Below are 15321 nucleotides of genomic sequence, written 5' to 3' on the forward strand. Positions count from 1 at the left end.
GGCCCTGCTCCCCCCGGCCCTGCCCCCCGCCCTACGGCAGGTGGAAGTCGTCGGCGTTCTCCTCGGCCCAGGTTTCGAAGGACCGCGCCGGGTGGCCGGTGAACCATTCGACGGTGTCGGTGGTGGCGGCCGGAAGGCCTTCGGCAGCCGCCCAGTGGCCGAGGAGGGCATCGGCGTAGGGAGCGGGCAGGTACTCCGCCACATCGGCCTTCCACTGCTCGGGGGTGACGCTCTCGTAGGGCAGGGGCCGGCCGAGGACGGAGCCGAGTATCGCGAGCTGGGTCACGAAGGTCAGGGACTGCGGCCCGGTCAGGGTGTGGGCACCGCCGCCGAGGCCGGGGTCGGCGAGGAGGGCGAGGGCGGTCTCGGCGATGTCGGCCTCGTGGATCGGGGCGGAGTGCGCCTCCGGGTGGGGCAGTCGGACGGGCCGCCCGGAGGCGAGGGACGAGAACCAGGGGCGGGCGTTGCCCGCGAAGGCTCCGGGGCGCAGCAGGGTGGTGTGCAGCGCGGAGGCCGACAGTGCTTCCTCGACGGCGAGGTGGGCGGCGGCGAGGGGGTTCACGGTGGCGTCCTCCGTGATCACCGCGGAGGAGGAAAGGAGCACCACGTGCTCCACCCCGGCGGCGCCCGCTTCCTCGACGAACGCCTCGATCCCGGCGGCCTCGGCGTAGAGGAAGACGGCGCGGATCCCGGCCAGCGCCCCGGGGAAGGTCGTGGGGTCCGCGAGGTCGCAGCGCACGACCTCGGGAGTGTCCGGCTCACGTGAGGCGAGGCGGTGAGGAAGGCCCCGGCCGGCGAGGAGGGTGGCGAGGGAACGGGCGACGGCGCCGCGGCCGCCGGTGACGAGGATCGACATGATGATCTCCTGCTCTGTGCTGTGTTCTGCTCTGGGTGAGGCGCGTGAACTAAGCTGAGTACGTGGCACAGATTCTGCGCGATACATTCTCTGCGTCACACAGTTAAATTTCAGGCATGGAGAGGTCGATGTCAACCGATTCCCCCCGTAAGGGTGAGTGGAGCCGCGCCGAGTTGCTCGCGCGCATCGTCACGGAGAGCCAGCGGCACTACGCCGACTACTCGCTCTTCAGCCAGGCCATGGCCGACCACGTCGGCCTGCACCCCACCGACCTCCAGTGCGTCGGCCTCCTCGACCTGGAGCCGGGTCCCGTCAGCACCGGCGACGTCGCCCGCCTCACCGGTCTGACCTCGGGATCAGCCACCCGCCTCGTCGACCGCCTGGTCAAGGCGGGCATCGTCGAGCGGCGGGCCGATCCGCACGACCGGCGCCGCTCCCTCGTCGTCCTCTCCCCCGCCGCACGCGAACGGATCAACAAGGCCTGGGACACGCCCGGCCGGGCCTTCGGCGCCGTGCTGGACCGCTACTCCGACACCGAACTCGCGCTCATCGCCGACTACCTCCACCGCGCCGCCGAGGTCGGCCGGTCGCAGGCACAGCGGCTGAACTCCGCCGACCCCGCCTGACCTCCCCGCGGCCGCTTCCTCGACGTCCGGGACGGGACCGGACGGGACCGGACGGGACCGGACGGGACCGGACGGGACTGCCTCGCCCTCCCCGTCGAACCGGAAGCGGGGAGGGCGCCGGGCCGCGAAAGCGCCGGGCGGCGAGGGCCTCGGACGGGGAGAGCTCCAAGCGGCGAGGACCTCGGGCGGGAAAGGGCCTCAGCCCGGGAGGTGGAGGCCGATGTCGAGGAAGGACCGGTGGCGGGTCGGTTCCTCCGGCAGGAACCAGTGGAAGCCCTCGTCCAGGAAGACGGCCGCCGCGCTGACGGCGATGACCACCCCGAGGAAGCCCAGTGCGAACGTCCCCGCGGCCCGGTGCGGGCCGGGGCGGGCGGCCGGGACGGCCCGGTCGGCCGTCGCGTGGGCGAGGGCTAGGACGACGCCGATGGCCGCGGCAGAGACCGTGAACAGGATCCACGCCCACACGTACATGTGCAGGCCGAACAGCGCGCTGCCGTGGCCCTCGTCCCCGGGCAGCGCGTGCAGCAGCGTCTGCCGCCCGGCGGCGACGGAGCCCCCGGTGACGGCGACCAGGGCCATGCCCCAGCCCGTCATGTAGTCCCGGCCGGTCACGGCGCCCTCGCTGAGCGCCCTGCGGATGACGTACCCGGCCCCGACCGCCGCCAGCAGCATGAACATGCGCTGCACGACGCAGAGCCCGCAGGGCGTTTCCCGGAGCCCGAGCTGGTGGAAGAGGCCGGCGCCGACGAACGCCGTCCAGCCGATGACGAAGGAGCACGCGAACCAGTACTGGGCCCGTCCGAGCAGGCCGCCCTCCAGGGCGGTCTCCGGGACGAGGGTGTTCATCGCGGCCACGGGTCAGTGGCTCAGGTGGAGGGCGGGACCGCCGACGACGTGGTGCGCCATCAGCAGCAGCACGGCGCCCAGCATGACCCACCAGGCGCCGAGCACCACGCTCCGGGACGACTCCCGGTACATGGCGATCAGGGTGGCGAGGAGGCCGCCGAAGATGAGGGTGTCCATGGGGCGGACCGTACCGACCTGCGGACTCGCCTCCCACGAGGCGCGCCCCGGGGGTACGTCGGTTGCCCCGCCGCCCCGGCCCCGGACGACCGCGCCCCGTACCGGTGCGCGTCGGTCAGTCGCCCCGCCGCTTGCGGCGCGTGCGGCGCCCGCCCGCGCCGCGGTCGCCGCCGCGGGCGCGGTCGTCCAGGGCGATCCAGACCCGTACCTCGGTCCCGCCGAGGACGGAGCGGCCCAGCCGGACGTCGCCGCCGGTGGATTCCGCGACCCGGCGCACGATGTCCAGTCCGAGGCCGGTCGAGCCGTCGCGGCCGCCGTCGTTGCCGCGCCGCAGGGCGGCGTCGGGGTCGGCGATGCCGGGTCCGGCGTCGGAGACGAGGACGATGACGGCGTCGCCCGCGTCGTGCACGTCGACGGCGAAGGGAGTGGCCTCGGGGGTGTGCCGGAAGACGTTGCCGAGCATGGCGTCCAGTGCGGCGGCGAGCTCGGGCCGGGCGACGGGGATGCGGACGACGCGGTCCACGCCGGCGAGCCGCACCTCGCGGCCCTCGTCCTCGGCGAGCGCCGACCAGAAGTCCATGCGGTCGCGGATCACCTCGGAGGCGTCGCAGCCGGCTCCGGCTCCGCCGGCGGCGCCCGCGAACCCCTGGGAGACGGGCCGCTGTTCACGGGCGGTACGGATGATCGTGTCGACCTCCCGTTCCAACTGCTCGACGGCGGCCCGGGTGTGGTCGGCGGCCGGGCCGTCGCCGAGGGAGGCGGCGTTGAGCCGCAGCACGGTCAGGGGCGTGCGCAGCCGGTGGGAGAGGTCGGCGGCGAGTTCCCTCTCGTTGGCGAGGAGTTCCACGACCTGGTCGGCCATCGAGTTGAACGCGACGGCCGCCGAACGGAGTTCCTTCGGGCCCTCCTCGGGCACGCGGGCGCCGAGCCGGCCCTCGCCGAGCTGGTGCGCCGCGTCCGCGAGCCGTTCGGCGGGGCGCACCAGGCGGGCGCCGAGCCGGTCGGCGACCGCCACGGAGCCGATGATCAGGGCGAGACCGACGCCGGCGAGGACCAGCCAGGCGGTGGTGACCCCGTTGCTGACCTCGTTCTCGGGCACCAGGATCTCGATGACGGCGATGTCCCCGGAGCCGAGCGCGGTGGGCTGGAGGACGACGGAGTCCCCGCCGGCGACGTGGGCGGTCGTCGCCCGGCCGAGGCTGCGGACCTCGGCGACGACGCCGGCGCCGGCCCAGCCGTCGCCGATGTCGACGGGTCCGGAGCCGCCGATCGCGGGCACGTGGACGGCCATCCGCCCGGCGGCGCCCATCTGGGTCGACTCGACGGCCTTGCGCAGTTGGACCGGGTCGGTGGTGATCGACAGGGTCGGGCCCATGGTGGCGGCCTGCCGCTCCGCGTTGGAGATGGCCCGGTCGCTGGCCATCTCCTGGACGACCATGCCGAGCGGGACGGCGAAGGCCACGACGACCATCACCGTGACCGCGAGGCACACCTTGACCAGGGCCCACCTCACGCCGGCGGCTCCAGCTTGACGCCGACGCCGCGCAGCGTGTGGAGGTAGCGGGGGCTGGCGGCGGTCTCGCCGAGCTTGCGGCGCAGCCAGGACAGGTGCACGTCGATGGTCTGGTCGTCGCCGTACGACTGTTGCCACACCTCGGCGAGCAGTTCGCGGCGGGCGACGACCACGCCGGGCCGGCCGGCGAGGAAGGCGAGCAGGTCGAACTCGCGCCGGGTGAGGTCGAGGACGGCCCCGTCGAGTTCCGCCTGGCGGCGCAGCGGGTCGATGGCGAGTCCGCCGACGCGCAGTACCCGCGAGGGGGGTTCGGCCCCGGTGGCGCGGGCGCGGCGCAGCACGGCGGCCATCCGGGCGGAGAGGTGTTCGACGGAGAAGGGCTTGGTCAGGTAGTCGTCGGCGCCGTCGTTGAGGAGCCGGACGATCTCCGCCTCGTCGTCGCGCGCGGTGGCGATGATGACCGGGACGTCGGTGATGCCGCGCAGCATCTTGAGCGCTTCGGCGCCGTCGAGGTCGGGCAGGCCGAGGTCGAGTATCACCACGTCGAAGCGGTGGTGGGCGACCTCGCGCAGCGCCTCCAGGGCGGTGCCGACGCTCCGCACGGTGTGGGAGGCCTCGGTCAGGTGCCGGATCAGGGCGGAACGTACGAACTGGTCGTCCTCGACCACGAGCACACTAGCCATGGCCGCACGGTAGTCCATTCGGGGGAGCCCGGGAGGCGCCGGGCCGCCTCTGGGGCGGGTGGTGCAGTATGTCCCCGATGCGTCGAGGACTCGTACATGCCATGGCTTGGATCCTGGCGACCGCCGCGGCCGTGACCCTGTCGTGGTGGGGCGTGCGTACCGTCATGTCCGGGACGGCCTACGATCCTCCGCTCGCCGTGCCCCTGACGACGCCGCCGTTGTCCTCCTCGACGCAGGGCACCGTGGCACCGGGTTCGCCCTCGGCGTCGCCGTCGTCGTCACCGCCCGCGTCGTCGTCCCCGTCCGCCTCCCCGTCCGCCTCCCCCTCGGGCTCCCCGTCCGACCCGCCGGCGGACTCCGCCCCGGCGGCCGGGCCGAAGTCCCCGCCGGTCGGCGCCGGGCCGTCCCGGGGGTCGGACACGACGGGCCGGGTCAAGGGGTACTCGGTCACGGGCGGCCGGGTCGTCCTCGACCTGGGGACCGACTCGGCCGAGTTGGTGTCGGCGACGCCGGAGGCGGGGTGGCGGATGCAGGTGTGGAAGCAGGAGCTGTGGATCCGGGTCACCTTCACCCGGGACGGGCGGGAGTCGTCGGTGTTCTGCACCTGGCACGACAGCGCCCCGCGCGTGGAGTTCGACGAGCGCTGAGCGGACCCGCCCACCGCGCCCGGCCGCGCACCCGCCGGGAGCCCTACCGGAACACCGACGGCGGCGGCTGCGGGGAGGCGACGGCCGAGGCGTCCTCGACGGGGGCGGCCCCGCCGGTGAAGTCGGCGAGGGCCCGGCCGTGTTCCACGCGGCCGGGGTGCGGGTCGCTCGCGACCCGCCGGGTGAACTCCGCGACGGGCAGTTCCCGATCGGCGGCGACGAGCACGGCGTTGCCGAAGCGCTTCCCCCGCCACACCACCGGGTCGGCGGCCAGCGCCAGTTCGGTGAACCGGGAGGCGGCGGTGGCGATCTGGCTCCGCAGGTGGGTCAGCGGCGGACCGTCCGCGAGGTTCGCCACGTACCAGCCGGTGGGCGCCAGGGCCCGGCGTACGTCGTCCAGGAACTCGGTGCTGGTCAGGTGCGCCGGGGTGCGGGCGCCGCTGAAGACGTCGGCGATGACGAGGTCGGCCCAGCCGTCCGGGATCCTGGCCAGGCCCGCCCGGGCGTCCACGGAACGGACCCGGATCCGGGCCTGGGGGTCCGGCGGCAGGTGTTCGCGCACGAAGGCGACGAGGGCGGCGTCGATCTCGACGACCTGCTGGGTCGAGCGCGGACGTACGGCGGCGGTGTAGCGGGCCAGGGTGAAGGCGCCGCCGCCGAGGTGGACCACGTTGAGCGGCCGGCGGGCGGGCGCGACGAGGTCGATCAGGTGGCCGATCCTGCGCTGGTACGAGAAGTCCAGGTACTCGGGGTCGTCCAGGTCCACGTGGGACTGGGGGGCTCCGTCGATGAGCAGGGTCCAGGCGCGGGCGCGCTCGCGGTCGGGCGCCAGCTCCGCCAGGCCGCCGCCCACCTGCGCGGTGACGGGCTCCGCGCTCCCGCGCGGAGCGCCGGCGCCGCCGCCCTTGCCGCCCCTGTTGCCCTTGCTCTTGCCTGCCACGTCACCATTATGGCTGGTCAGCGCATCAGCGACAGTTGTCGGCCGCTTCGATGAGCCGGGCGGCCTCGCCGAGCGCCGCGCGCAGTACCGCCGGGTCGGTGACCGGCCCGACGGCTTCCGGCGGGAGCAGCCAGCCGGTGCCGCCGGCGGTGGGCGAGGCGGCGTCGCCGAAGCGCATGCCGCGTCCGTTGGTCTGCGTACAGGCGCTGCCGGGCATGTCCCAGGCGTCGGCGGTGCCGGGCGGGACGAGGAACCCGAGGGTGCCGCCGGAGCCGTCGTGCAGGACCGGGCCGACGCCGGGGGCGGCGAGACCGGCGCCGCGACGGATGATGTCGACCGCCTCCAGGCCCTGCCGGGTGGGGACGGTCACCAGGTCGGGGGCGTCGGGTGCGTCGGGGGTGTCGATGGCGGTCGCGCCGGTCCCGGGCGCGAAGTTCGTTCCAGTGCTGTCCATGCCGGCCTCCACCAAGGGAACCCCTCCTCGATCCGTATCCGCATGGGTCCAACGCGCGGGAGCGTCAACGGATGCGGCGGCAAGACGCCGCAAAGGATGGCAGTTCATGGCGGATCGCGGGTGAGATATCCGTTTTGTAGGCAAACATCGCGTGAACGGCCCTCCGCTGGCGGTACGTTCATGCGCGCCGGGGCCCTTCAGGGGGCGAGCACGACCGGGATCCACGGAGATTGCCGAGCTTGTCCAGAGAGGCCACGTCCATGGCGGCGTTCCCCCACTCACCCAACTCCTCCTTCCGGCGACTGCGCGCGGCGCACTCCCCGGCCGAGTTCGCGGCCATGGTGCGCCGGGCCGCCCGGGAGATCGGCGAAACGGTTTCCTGCGACGCCCGTTACATCGGCCGGGTCGAGTCGGGCGAGATCCGCTGTCCCAACTACGCCTACGAACGCGTCTTCCTGCACATGTTCCCCGGCCGCACGCTGGCCGACCTCGGCTTCTCCCCCCGCGAGGCGGTACGCGGGAGGTCGGCGCAACGCGCCGTCCCCGAACCGCCCGCCCCCGTCCACCTCATCCACCGTTCCAAGGAGAGCGACGTGCTGCGTCGCGCGTTCATGGCGGGCGGCTCCGCGACCGTGGCGGCCGCGACGCTCAGCCTCACCCTGCTCGGCGACACCCGCCGGCTGCCCACCCGCGCCGGCGAGGCGGAGGCCGCCGCCGTCGAGGACGCCGTACGTCAGATCCGGCTGCTGGACGACCGGCACGGGGCTGACGCCCTGTACCGGCGCGCTGCCGGACCGCTGCGGACCGCCTACGCACTCCTGGACGCGGGGGCCACCCGGCAGTCCACCGAGGACCGGCTGCACGCGGGCGCCGGGGAACTCGCCGTCTCGGTGGGCTGGCTCGCGCACGACTCCGGCCGCTTCGAGGACGCCCGCTCGCACTACGCGGAGGCGTTGGCCACCGCCCGGGTGTCGGGGGACTGCGGGCTGGAGGCCCACGCGTTCAGCAACATGGCCTTCCTGGCGCGGGACTGCGGCCGCCCCCGCGAATCGGTACGGGCCGCCCAGGCGGGCCGGCTCGCGGCCCGCTCGGTCGGCTCCCCCCGGCTGCTGTCGCTCCTGGCGCTGCGGGAGGCGGGCGGCTGGTCGGGGCTGGCCGACCGCAGGGCCTGCGAGGAGGCCCTGACCCGGGCGCACACCGAGTTCTCCAGGGGCCCCTCGGCGGCGGACCCGGAGTGGATGTCCTTCTTCGGCGAGGCCGAACTGGAGTCGCTGGAGTCCCGCTGCTGGGCGTCCCTCGGCGAGTTCGCGCGCGCGGCCCGGCACGCCCGGCGGGCCGCCGACCTCCAGGACCCGCACTTCGCGCGGAACGTGGCCCTCTACACCGCCGAGCTCGCCGACGACCTGGCCCGGGCAGGGGCGCCCGACGAGGCCGCCTGGGCGGGGGGCCGCGTGCTGGACCTGCTCACCGAGGTCCGGTCGACCCGGATCCGGTCCATGGTCGCGGGCACGGCCAAGACCCTGGTCCCGCACCAGCGTTCCCCGCGCGTGGGCGCCTTCCTGACCCGGCACGCCTCGATCTGAGGGTCGTCGGCCGGCCGTCAGGCGTCGAGGTGGCCGGTGTCGTTCCAGCGTTCCAGCGCGGGGGCCCCGTACGCCCATCCGAGGACGGACAGGGACGTCGGGTCCAGCCGGATGCGGGCGCCGAAGGAGGCCTCGAAGCCGAGCCAGCGGGCGGCGAGGGTGCGCAGGATGTGGCCGTGGGCGAAGACGAGGACGTCGCGTTCCGCCGAACGGGCCCAGGCCACGACCTCGTCCGCGCGGGCCGCGACGTCGGCCACGGACTCGCCGCCGGGGACCCCGTCGCGCCAGATCAGCCAGCCCGGCCGGACCGCCTGGATCTCGGCCGGGGTCATGCCCTCGTAGTCGCCGTAGTCCCACTCCATCAGGGTGTCCCAGGACTCCGCCCGGACCCCGAAGCCGGCCAGGTCGCAGCTCTCGCTCGCCCGGACCAGCGGGCTGGTGCGCACCTGGAGGTCGTGCAGGTCCGACCAGGGTTTCCGGGCGAGGCGTTCGCCCAGCAGCTTCGCACCCTGCCTGCCCTCCTCCAGCAGCGGCACGTCCGTGCGGCCGGTGTGCTTGCCGAGGCGCGACCAAGCCGTCTGGCCGTGGCGGGCCAGCAGGATGCGGGGAGCCATGTGAGTTTCTCCTGGTCCGTGGGGGTTCGCTCCGGTACGGGCGAATCCGTCGTCCGACCATCATCCATCACATGAACACCAGGCAACTCCTCCCGCCCCTGAGGCGTCGTACACCGTATGACCAATCGACGGCGACCCACGTGGTGGGCGGAACTGCTGCTCCTGGCCCTCGTGTACGGCGCCTATTCCGGCGGCAGGCTCCTGGCCCGGGGCGACGTGGACCTCGCGGTCGATCACGGACTCGCGATCCTGCGCGTCGAGGAGTCGCTGTGGATGGACTTCGAGAGGCCGCTGAATCGATTCTTCTCCGGGTCCGGGCTCCTCGGCATACCCGCCGACTTCGTCTACGCGTCCCTGCACTACCTCGTCACCCCCGCGGTCCTCCTCTGGCTCCACCGCCGCCGTCCGCAGCACTACCGCGCCGCCCGGACCTGGCTGGTGGTGTCCACCCTGCTCGGGCTCGTCGGCTTCTCCCTGATGCCCACCTGCCCGCCCCGGCTGCTCGACGCCTCCTACGGGTTCACCGACACGATGGCGCAGTTCAGCGCCTACGGCTGGTGGGGCGGCGAGGCCAGCGCCCCGCGCGGGCTCGGGTCCTTCACCAACCAGTACGCGGCGATGCCGAGCCTGCACGTCGGGTGGGCGCTGTGGTGCGGGGTCCTGCTGTGGCGGCACGCCCGCACGCCGCTGGTGCGGGCGCTGGGGATCGCCTACCCCGTCCTGACGACGGTGGTGGTCATGGGGACCGCCAACCACTACTTCCTCGACGCCGTGGCCGGGGCGGCCGTGATGGGCGCCGGCGCGCTGATCGCCCACCGGCTGCTCGCGTTCCGCACCCCGGCGGAGGGCGTCGCGCCGGACGGCACGGGGGCGGCCCCGACGGCCGTTCACGGAGGAGGAGCTGCCGGTTTCCACGGTAAGTCCCCGATTGTCGGTGGCGGATGGGACACTTCCGCCCGTGAGCTCCTTCCCGCCCAGCGGCCGCCCGCAGCCGACACCGCAGACGACGACACTGCGGCAGCGGCTCGCTGACCTGCGCGGCCCCGCCGTACCGCCCCGCCCGCTCGACGCCAGGGCGCTCGCGGCCCTTGCCGCCAACCCCGGTTGCGGCAGAAGGGCCCTGCTCGACGGCGCGGGCGTGGACAAGACGGCGCTCGCGGCGGCCCTCGGTTCGCCCGCCTCCTTCGGCCAGTCGCAGTTCGCGATCGTGCGCGGGAACTCCTTCGAGGCCAAGGTCAAGGGCGACGGCGGCGCCGAACTGCTGCGGCTGGTCCACGACCGCCTCGGCGGCGGCACCGAACCGCCCGGCCCCGGCGCCCTCGTCCCCGACCTCACCGCCGCCGGGCCCGAGGGCCGGGCCGCCCGTACGGCGCTGGCCCTGCGCGAGGCCACCACCGCCCGGGCATGGACGCTGCTCGACCATCCGATGCTGGCCCTGGAGGTGGCGGGCACGCCCGCCTACCTGGAGCCGGACGCCGTCGTGGTGCACCCCGACGGCCGCTGGACCGTGGTGGAGATCAAGTCGTTCCCGATGATCGACGGGGCGGCCGACGCCGCGAAGGTGGGGGCCGCCGCACGGCAGGCCGCCGTGTACGTCCTGGCGCTGGAGCGGACCGCCGGGAAGCTGGCCGAGGCCGAGGTGGGGCACCGGATCGTGCTCGTCTGCCCGAAGGACTTCTCCAACCTGCCCACCGCCGCCCTGGTCGACGTGCGCCGCGAGCACGCGGTGACCCGGCGCCAGTTGGAGCGACTGACCCGGGTCGAGGACCTCGCCGCGGCCCTGCCCGAGGGGCTCTGCTTCGATCCGGCCCGCCCCGCCGAGGAACTCGACCGGGCCGTCTCCGCCGTCACCGCCGCCTACGCCCCCGAGTGCCTGGCCGCCTGCGAGCTGGCCTTCCACTGCCGCGAGCGGTCCCGCGCCGCGGGCGACCCGGCCGCGCTGGGCCGTTCCGTACGGGGCGAACTGGGCGCCCTGACCACCGTGGAGGCGGCCTTGGCGGCGGCTTCCGGGGCGGGCCCCGCCGAAGATCCCACGGCGGCCGCGCTGCACCACGCCGCCCGGCTGCGCGCCGAGGCGCTGGAACAGGCCGCGGCCCGTCCCCCGCACCACTCCCCGGAGACCCCCGAATGCCCCTGCTGAGCACCCTGGCCCGGCTGGAGGCGGTCCGCGCGGGCCGTGCCCAGCCGCTGGCGACCGTACGGCACCGCCACCTGAGCGCGCGTCCGATGGTCTTCGTACCGCTGACCACCGCGGGCGAGGCCGGGGCCCCGCTCGGCGCGATGGTGGGCACCGACCGGCACGAGCCGCGGGTGTTCGTGATACCCCAGCCCCGTGACCGGGACCTGCGCTGGGCGTTCCTCGCGGAGCTGGCCGTCCACGTGCTGGCGCACATCGACGCGTACGCGGACACCGTGGAGCCGGCCGAGCGGACCGAGACCGACCCGGAGAGCGGCAAGCGCGTCAAGGTCGAGGCCGAGCTGTGCGTGGACGCGCCGCAGCTGATCGTGCCCAGCCGCGCGGGCATCGAGTACGTACGGCTGCTGGGCCGGTCGATGCGGTTCCGCCGGACCACCGAGGAGGACCCGGAGAACCCCTACCCGGCGCCCTCGCAGGTGCCGATGCTGGGGCGCTGGTTCTCGCACCTCGCCGAGCGTTCCCGGGTGCCCGGCTCCTCGATGCTGCTGTCGGCGACCGATCTGCTGTCCCGGCACTGGGCCACGGGGCAGAGCAACCTGGAGGACCAGCACCTGGGCGCGCTGCTGGGCTGGATCGACCCGCCGGAGGGCACCTCGGGTGCGCGCGCGGCGCACGAGGCGGAACTCGACCGTGACGGGAAGGGCCAGTTGTCCTGCCCTCCCGCCGGCCCCGCGACCGATCCGGCGTTCGACAACACGCTGCTGGCGCCCGCCATCGCCCGGTTCGACGCGGCCCGCTCGGCCCTCGCGGCAGGGACCGCCGGTGACGGCCCGGTGCGCATCGCCGAGGACGCCGTCCACGCGCTGGTCGTCTCGCAGATGGAGAACACCTGGCGGCATACCTGGCAGGCGCTCGACCTGGTGCGCGCCCTGCCGTCGGGCGGGCGGACCGAGGAGCGGTGGACCCGCGACCGCTGGTCCTACACCGGGCACCGGGACCGCGTCCGGGCGGGCGAGCCGCCGCAGCCGCGCCGTGACGACGCGGTGACCGCGGCGCAGAAGCTCGCCACCCGGGAGACCGAGCAGGTGCGCCTCGACGCCCAGGAGGCCCTCGACGACCCCCTGGTCATGGCGGGCCGGCGGCTCGCGGGCGAGGCGTTCGCCGGTGAGGTCACCGAGGTGGTGATGGAGTGGACGGACTCGAAGCGGCCCAGTCCGCGGCCGTTGGTGACGGTGGCGACGGAGGACCGGCCGCAGCTCGCCGAGGACGGCGGCGGGAAGGTGTACCGCTCGTTGGACGGCCGACCCCAGTCGGCGCTCTTCGTACGCCGCGAGGAGGACGGGCACATCGTGCTCCGGCTGCTGGACAAGATGGGCCGCACCCGGGAACCGGAGCCGGGCTCGGTCCCCGGGAAGGGCGACCGGATCTGCTGGACGCTGTTCGAGCACGACGCGCGCGGCGGGCCGAAGCTGCCCGACCCGGAGAACACCCCGTGGACGCACGGAGGGCCGCCCGGATCCGCGGCGTCCGCTCCCGCCGGCCTGCCCGACGCCGTGACCGACGAGGACATCCTGTGACCGCCTTCGATCCCGGTGCGGCCGCCGACCGGGCGACCGCCGACATCCTGCGCGACACCCTGCACGGCACCGAGCGGGGCGTGGTGGTGGATTCGCCGCCCGGGGCCGGCAAGTCGACGCTCGTGGTGCGCGCCGCGCGGGAACTGGCCGCGGCCGGGCGCCGGCTGATGGTGGTCGCGCAGACCAACGCCCAGGTCGACGACCTGGTGCTGCGGCTGCACGACAAGGATCCGGAGCTGAGGGTCGGCCGGCTGCACAGCAGCGACGGCGACGCCTACGACCCGGCGCTGCGCGAGCTGCCCTCGGTCACCCTGTCGTCGAAGCCGGGTGACCTCGCGGAGCTGCCCGTCACCCTGTCGACGGCGGCGAAGTGGGCGTACGTGAAGGACGTCGAGCCCTGGGAGCACGCCATCGTGGACGAGGCGTACCAGATGCGCTCGGACGCGCTGCTGGCCGTGGCGGGGCTCTTCGACCGGGCGCTGTTCGTCGGGGACCCCGGTCAGCTGGACCCGTTCAGCGTGGTCGGCGCCGAGCAGTGGGCGGGCCTGTCGTACGACCCCTCGGCGTCGGCGGTCTCCACGTTGCTGGCGCACAATCCGGGGCTGCCGCAGCACCGGCTGCCGGTGTCGTGGCGGCTCCCGGCGACGGCCGCGCCGCTGGTCTCGCGCGCCTTCTACCCGTACAACCGGTTCCGCAGCGGCACCGACCACGGCGACCGGCGGCTCTCGTACGGTGTCGCGGGCGACGGTTCGGGCCCCGACCGGGTCCTGGACGAGGCCGCCGAGTCGGGCTGGGGGTTGCTGGAGCTGCCCGCGCGGCACACCCCGCGCACCGACCCTGAGGCGGTCCGGGCGGTGGCGCTGGTGGTCCGCCGGGCCCTGGACCGGGGCGCGGTCACGGTCGACGAGCGGTCCCCGGACCCGTCGCCGCTGACGGCGGACCGGATCGCCGTCGGCACCGCGCACCGCGACCAGGCGGCGGCGGTCCGCGCCGCGCTGGCCGCGCTGGGCGTGTCCGGGGTCATCGTGGACACCGCGAACCGGCTCCAGGGCCGCGAGTACGACCTCACGGTGGTGCTCCATCCGCTGTCGGGCCGGCCCGACGCCACCGCCTTCCACCTGGAGACGGGTCGGCTGTGCGTGCTGGCCTCCCGGCACCGCCACGCCTGCGTGGTGGTGGCCCGGGCGGGCATAGCGGACCTGCTGGACGCCCACCCGTCGACGGAGCCGGTACAGCTCGGGGTGACGGTGAAGTTCCCGGACGGCTGGGAGGCGAACCACTCGGTACTGGCGCACCTGGCGGAGCACCGCGTCTCCTGGCGGCCCTGACGGGACGGGCCCGCCGGGGCGTCGGCGGGCCGGACTTTGACATAGTCCACGGCCCGCGTTTCCCCAGGTGGGGCGCCCGCGCCCACAATGGCGGCCGATCAGCACGGTGCGGCCCGCCTTCGGCCGCACCACGGCACCACCCACGGGGAGTTCACCCATCATGACCCGCCTGCACGTCATCTCCGCCGCCACCCGGCCCACCTCCAGCGGCCGCCCGCTCGCCGCCTGGGTCGCCGACCGGGCCCGCGCCCACGGCGGTTTCGAGGTCACCCCGGTGGACCTGGCCGAGATCGCGCTGCCCTTCCTGGACGAGCCCGAGTACGCCTCCAGCGGCGTCTACGCGCACCAGCACACCCGCGACTGGAGCGCCCTGGTCTCCTCCGCCGACGCGTTCCTGTTCGTGCTTCCGATGTACAACGGCGGGTTCACCGCGCCGTTCAAGAACGCCGTGGACTTCCTCTACGGCGAGTGGCAGGGCAAGCCGGTCGGGCTGGTCAGCTACAGCGCGGGCGGGACGGGCGGCGCGCCGGCCGCCGAGATGCTGCTGCCCGTCCTGACCCGGCTCGGCATGCTGCCGGCCGGCCGTTCGGTGGCCGTCCCGGGCATCAACGCCCTGGTCGGGGAGGCGGGCTTCGAGGCTCCGGCCGGCCTGACGGACGAGCTGGACGGGGTGCTCGACGACGTCGCGGCGCTGGCGAAGGAGCCCGCCGCCGTGTGACGCGGGGCACTCTTGCGCGACGTTGGACAATGGAGGGTGGCCCGGAAGGATTTCGTACGCGCAGCAGGAGGACACGCATGGCAGAGCCCGAGCGGACCGAGCGGAGGCTGCGGCCCGCGCCGTTGCTCTTCGAGCCCTCGGACGCCGCCACGGACCCGGAGCACTTCTTCGACCTGGAATCCATCGAGGATCCGCGTGAGCTGCTGGCCCGGGCCACCGAGCTGACGCTGGCCTTCCGGGCGGCGCACGACCGGGCCGTGGAGTTCCAGGCCCTGGCGGCGGCCCAGCTGGCCGACCCCCGGCGTTTCGACCGGATCCCGCCGGAGGCGATCGCGGAGGTCGCCGAGTGGACCGAGGACTACGCCCGCAAGATGATCGAGTTCGGCGAGGACCTCCAGCGCGGCACCGCCCCCGACCGTCCCTAGTGCCTGTCGTCGAATTCCCGTCTGCCTCGCGGTGTCCGGCACGCACTCCCGCCGCACCGGGCACCGCGAGGCCGCCCTCCGGGCGACGACGGGACTTTGACGACCGTCCCCAGCCCGTCGGGGGGGGGGGGGGGCCCCCCCCCCCCCCCCCAGCCCCCCAGCCAGAGAGACGCGGCCCAAAAACCCCCCCCCCCCCC

At 74.6% G+C, this 15321-nt stretch carries 17 protein-coding genes; 9 read left to right on the forward strand and 8 right to left on the reverse strand.

Features of this window, described 5'->3' with window-relative positions; genetic code table 11:
- Positions 1 to 31: 31 nt before the first annotated feature.
- Positions 32 to 856, reverse strand: a complete 825-nt coding sequence (locus tag ACFVS6_RS13670; RefSeq protein WP_389703484.1) for an SDR family oxidoreductase — start codon at positions 854 to 856, stop codon at positions 32 to 34.
- Between the two features lie 128 nt (positions 857 to 984).
- On the opposite strand from ACFVS6_RS13670, the gene ACFVS6_RS13675 reads away from it, so the two are divergent.
- Complete coding sequence (locus tag ACFVS6_RS13675; RefSeq protein ID WP_389703486.1) at positions 985 to 1482, forward strand: MarR family winged helix-turn-helix transcriptional regulator; 498 nt, start codon at positions 985 to 987, stop codon at positions 1480 to 1482.
- A gap of 198 nt (positions 1483 to 1680) precedes the next feature.
- Here the strand turns inward: ACFVS6_RS13675 and ACFVS6_RS13680 are convergent, their stop codons facing one another.
- The 4 genes from ACFVS6_RS13680 to ACFVS6_RS13695 all read right to left on the reverse strand — a co-directional run bounded on the left by ACFVS6_RS13680 (position 1681) and on the right by ACFVS6_RS13695 (position 4701).
- Positions 1681 to 2328, reverse strand: a complete 648-nt coding sequence (locus ACFVS6_RS13680; protein ID WP_389703523.1) for a disulfide bond formation protein B — start codon at positions 2326 to 2328, stop codon at positions 1681 to 1683.
- A 12-nt stretch (positions 2329 to 2340) separates the two neighbouring features.
- A complete protein-coding gene (locus ACFVS6_RS13685; RefSeq protein ID WP_389703488.1) occupies positions 2341 to 2505 on the reverse strand; it encodes a DUF5993 family protein in 165 nt (54 codons plus the stop codon).
- Between the two features lie 115 nt (positions 2506 to 2620).
- Positions 2621 to 4018, reverse strand: coding sequence for a sensor histidine kinase (locus ACFVS6_RS13690; protein ID WP_389703490.1), 1398 nt, complete (start codon positions 4016 to 4018; stop codon positions 2621 to 2623).
- Positions 4015 to 4701: a response regulator transcription factor gene (locus ACFVS6_RS13695; protein ID WP_389703492.1), complete on the reverse strand. Its 687-nt coding sequence runs from the start codon at positions 4699 to 4701 to the stop codon at positions 4015 to 4017. The genes ACFVS6_RS13690 and ACFVS6_RS13695 overlap by 4 nt, the downstream gene beginning before the upstream one ends.
- A 101-nt stretch (positions 4702 to 4802) precedes the next feature.
- On the opposite strand from ACFVS6_RS13695, the gene ACFVS6_RS13700 reads away from it, so the two are divergent.
- Complete coding sequence (locus tag ACFVS6_RS13700; RefSeq protein WP_389703494.1) at positions 4803 to 5348, forward strand: hypothetical protein; 546 nt, start codon at positions 4803 to 4805, stop codon at positions 5346 to 5348.
- A 43-nt stretch (positions 5349 to 5391) separates the two neighbouring features.
- Here ACFVS6_RS13700 and ACFVS6_RS13705 read toward each other — a convergent pair whose 3' ends face one another.
- A complete protein-coding gene (locus ACFVS6_RS13705; RefSeq protein ID WP_389703495.1) occupies positions 5392 to 6288 on the reverse strand; it encodes a spermidine synthase in 897 nt (298 codons plus the stop codon).
- A 25-nt stretch (positions 6289 to 6313) separates the two neighbouring features.
- Positions 6314 to 6742: a hypothetical protein gene (locus ACFVS6_RS13710; protein WP_389703497.1), complete on the reverse strand. Its 429-nt coding sequence runs from the start codon at positions 6740 to 6742 to the stop codon at positions 6314 to 6316.
- A gap of 260 nt (positions 6743 to 7002) precedes the next feature.
- Here ACFVS6_RS13710 and ACFVS6_RS13715 point away from each other — a divergent pair, with 260 nt between their 5' ends.
- The gene (locus ACFVS6_RS13715) at positions 7003 to 8325 is read left to right on the forward strand and encodes a tetratricopeptide repeat protein (protein ID WP_389703525.1); all 1323 of its coding nucleotides are present in this window, start codon (positions 7003 to 7005) and stop codon (positions 8323 to 8325) included.
- Positions 8326 to 8342: 17 nt separating this feature from the next.
- Here the strand turns inward: ACFVS6_RS13715 and ACFVS6_RS13720 are convergent, their stop codons facing one another.
- Positions 8343 to 8939 carry a histidine phosphatase family protein gene (locus tag ACFVS6_RS13720; protein ID WP_389703498.1) on the reverse strand — a complete coding sequence of 199 codons (597 nt, stop codon included), beginning with the start codon at positions 8937 to 8939 and terminating at the stop codon, positions 8343 to 8345.
- Between the two features lie 117 nt (positions 8940 to 9056).
- Between ACFVS6_RS13720 and ACFVS6_RS13725 the strand changes: the two genes are divergently transcribed.
- The 6 genes from ACFVS6_RS13725 (at position 9057) to ACFVS6_RS13750 (ending at position 15124) form a co-directional block, all read left to right on the forward strand.
- On the forward strand, positions 9057 to 9971 hold the full coding sequence (locus tag ACFVS6_RS13725) for a phosphatase PAP2 family protein (protein ID WP_389703499.1): 915 nt from the start codon (positions 9057 to 9059) through the stop codon (positions 9969 to 9971).
- Complete coding sequence (locus ACFVS6_RS13730; RefSeq protein ID WP_389703501.1) at positions 9898 to 11079, forward strand: hypothetical protein; 1182 nt, start codon at positions 9898 to 9900, stop codon at positions 11077 to 11079. Before ACFVS6_RS13725 ends, ACFVS6_RS13730 begins: the two co-directional genes overlap by 74 nt.
- Entirely contained in the window at positions 11067 to 12653 is a 1587-nt protein-coding gene (locus ACFVS6_RS13735; RefSeq protein WP_389703503.1) for a hypothetical protein, read from the forward strand. The genes ACFVS6_RS13730 and ACFVS6_RS13735 overlap by 13 nt, the downstream gene beginning before the upstream one ends.
- Positions 12650 to 13981 carry an AAA domain-containing protein gene (locus ACFVS6_RS13740; protein WP_389703504.1) on the forward strand — a complete coding sequence of 444 codons (1332 nt, stop codon included), beginning with the start codon at positions 12650 to 12652 and terminating at the stop codon, positions 13979 to 13981. The genes ACFVS6_RS13735 and ACFVS6_RS13740 overlap by 4 nt, the downstream gene beginning before the upstream one ends.
- Positions 13982 to 14141: 160 nt before the next feature.
- The gene (locus tag ACFVS6_RS13745; RefSeq protein ID WP_389703506.1) at positions 14142 to 14699 is read left to right on the forward strand and encodes an NADPH-dependent FMN reductase; all 558 of its coding nucleotides are present in this window, start codon (positions 14142 to 14144) and stop codon (positions 14697 to 14699) included.
- A 77-nt stretch (positions 14700 to 14776) separates the two neighbouring features.
- Positions 14777 to 15124 carry a hypothetical protein gene (locus tag ACFVS6_RS13750; protein ID WP_389703508.1) on the forward strand — a complete coding sequence of 116 codons (348 nt, stop codon included), beginning with the start codon at positions 14777 to 14779 and terminating at the stop codon, positions 15122 to 15124.
- The last annotated feature ends 197 nt before the right edge of the window (positions 15125 to 15321 follow it).

The sequence above is a fragment of the Streptomyces sp. NPDC057939 genome (assembly GCF_042887545.1).
Classification (GTDB): domain Bacteria; phylum Actinomycetota; class Actinomycetes; order Streptomycetales; family Streptomycetaceae; genus Streptomyces.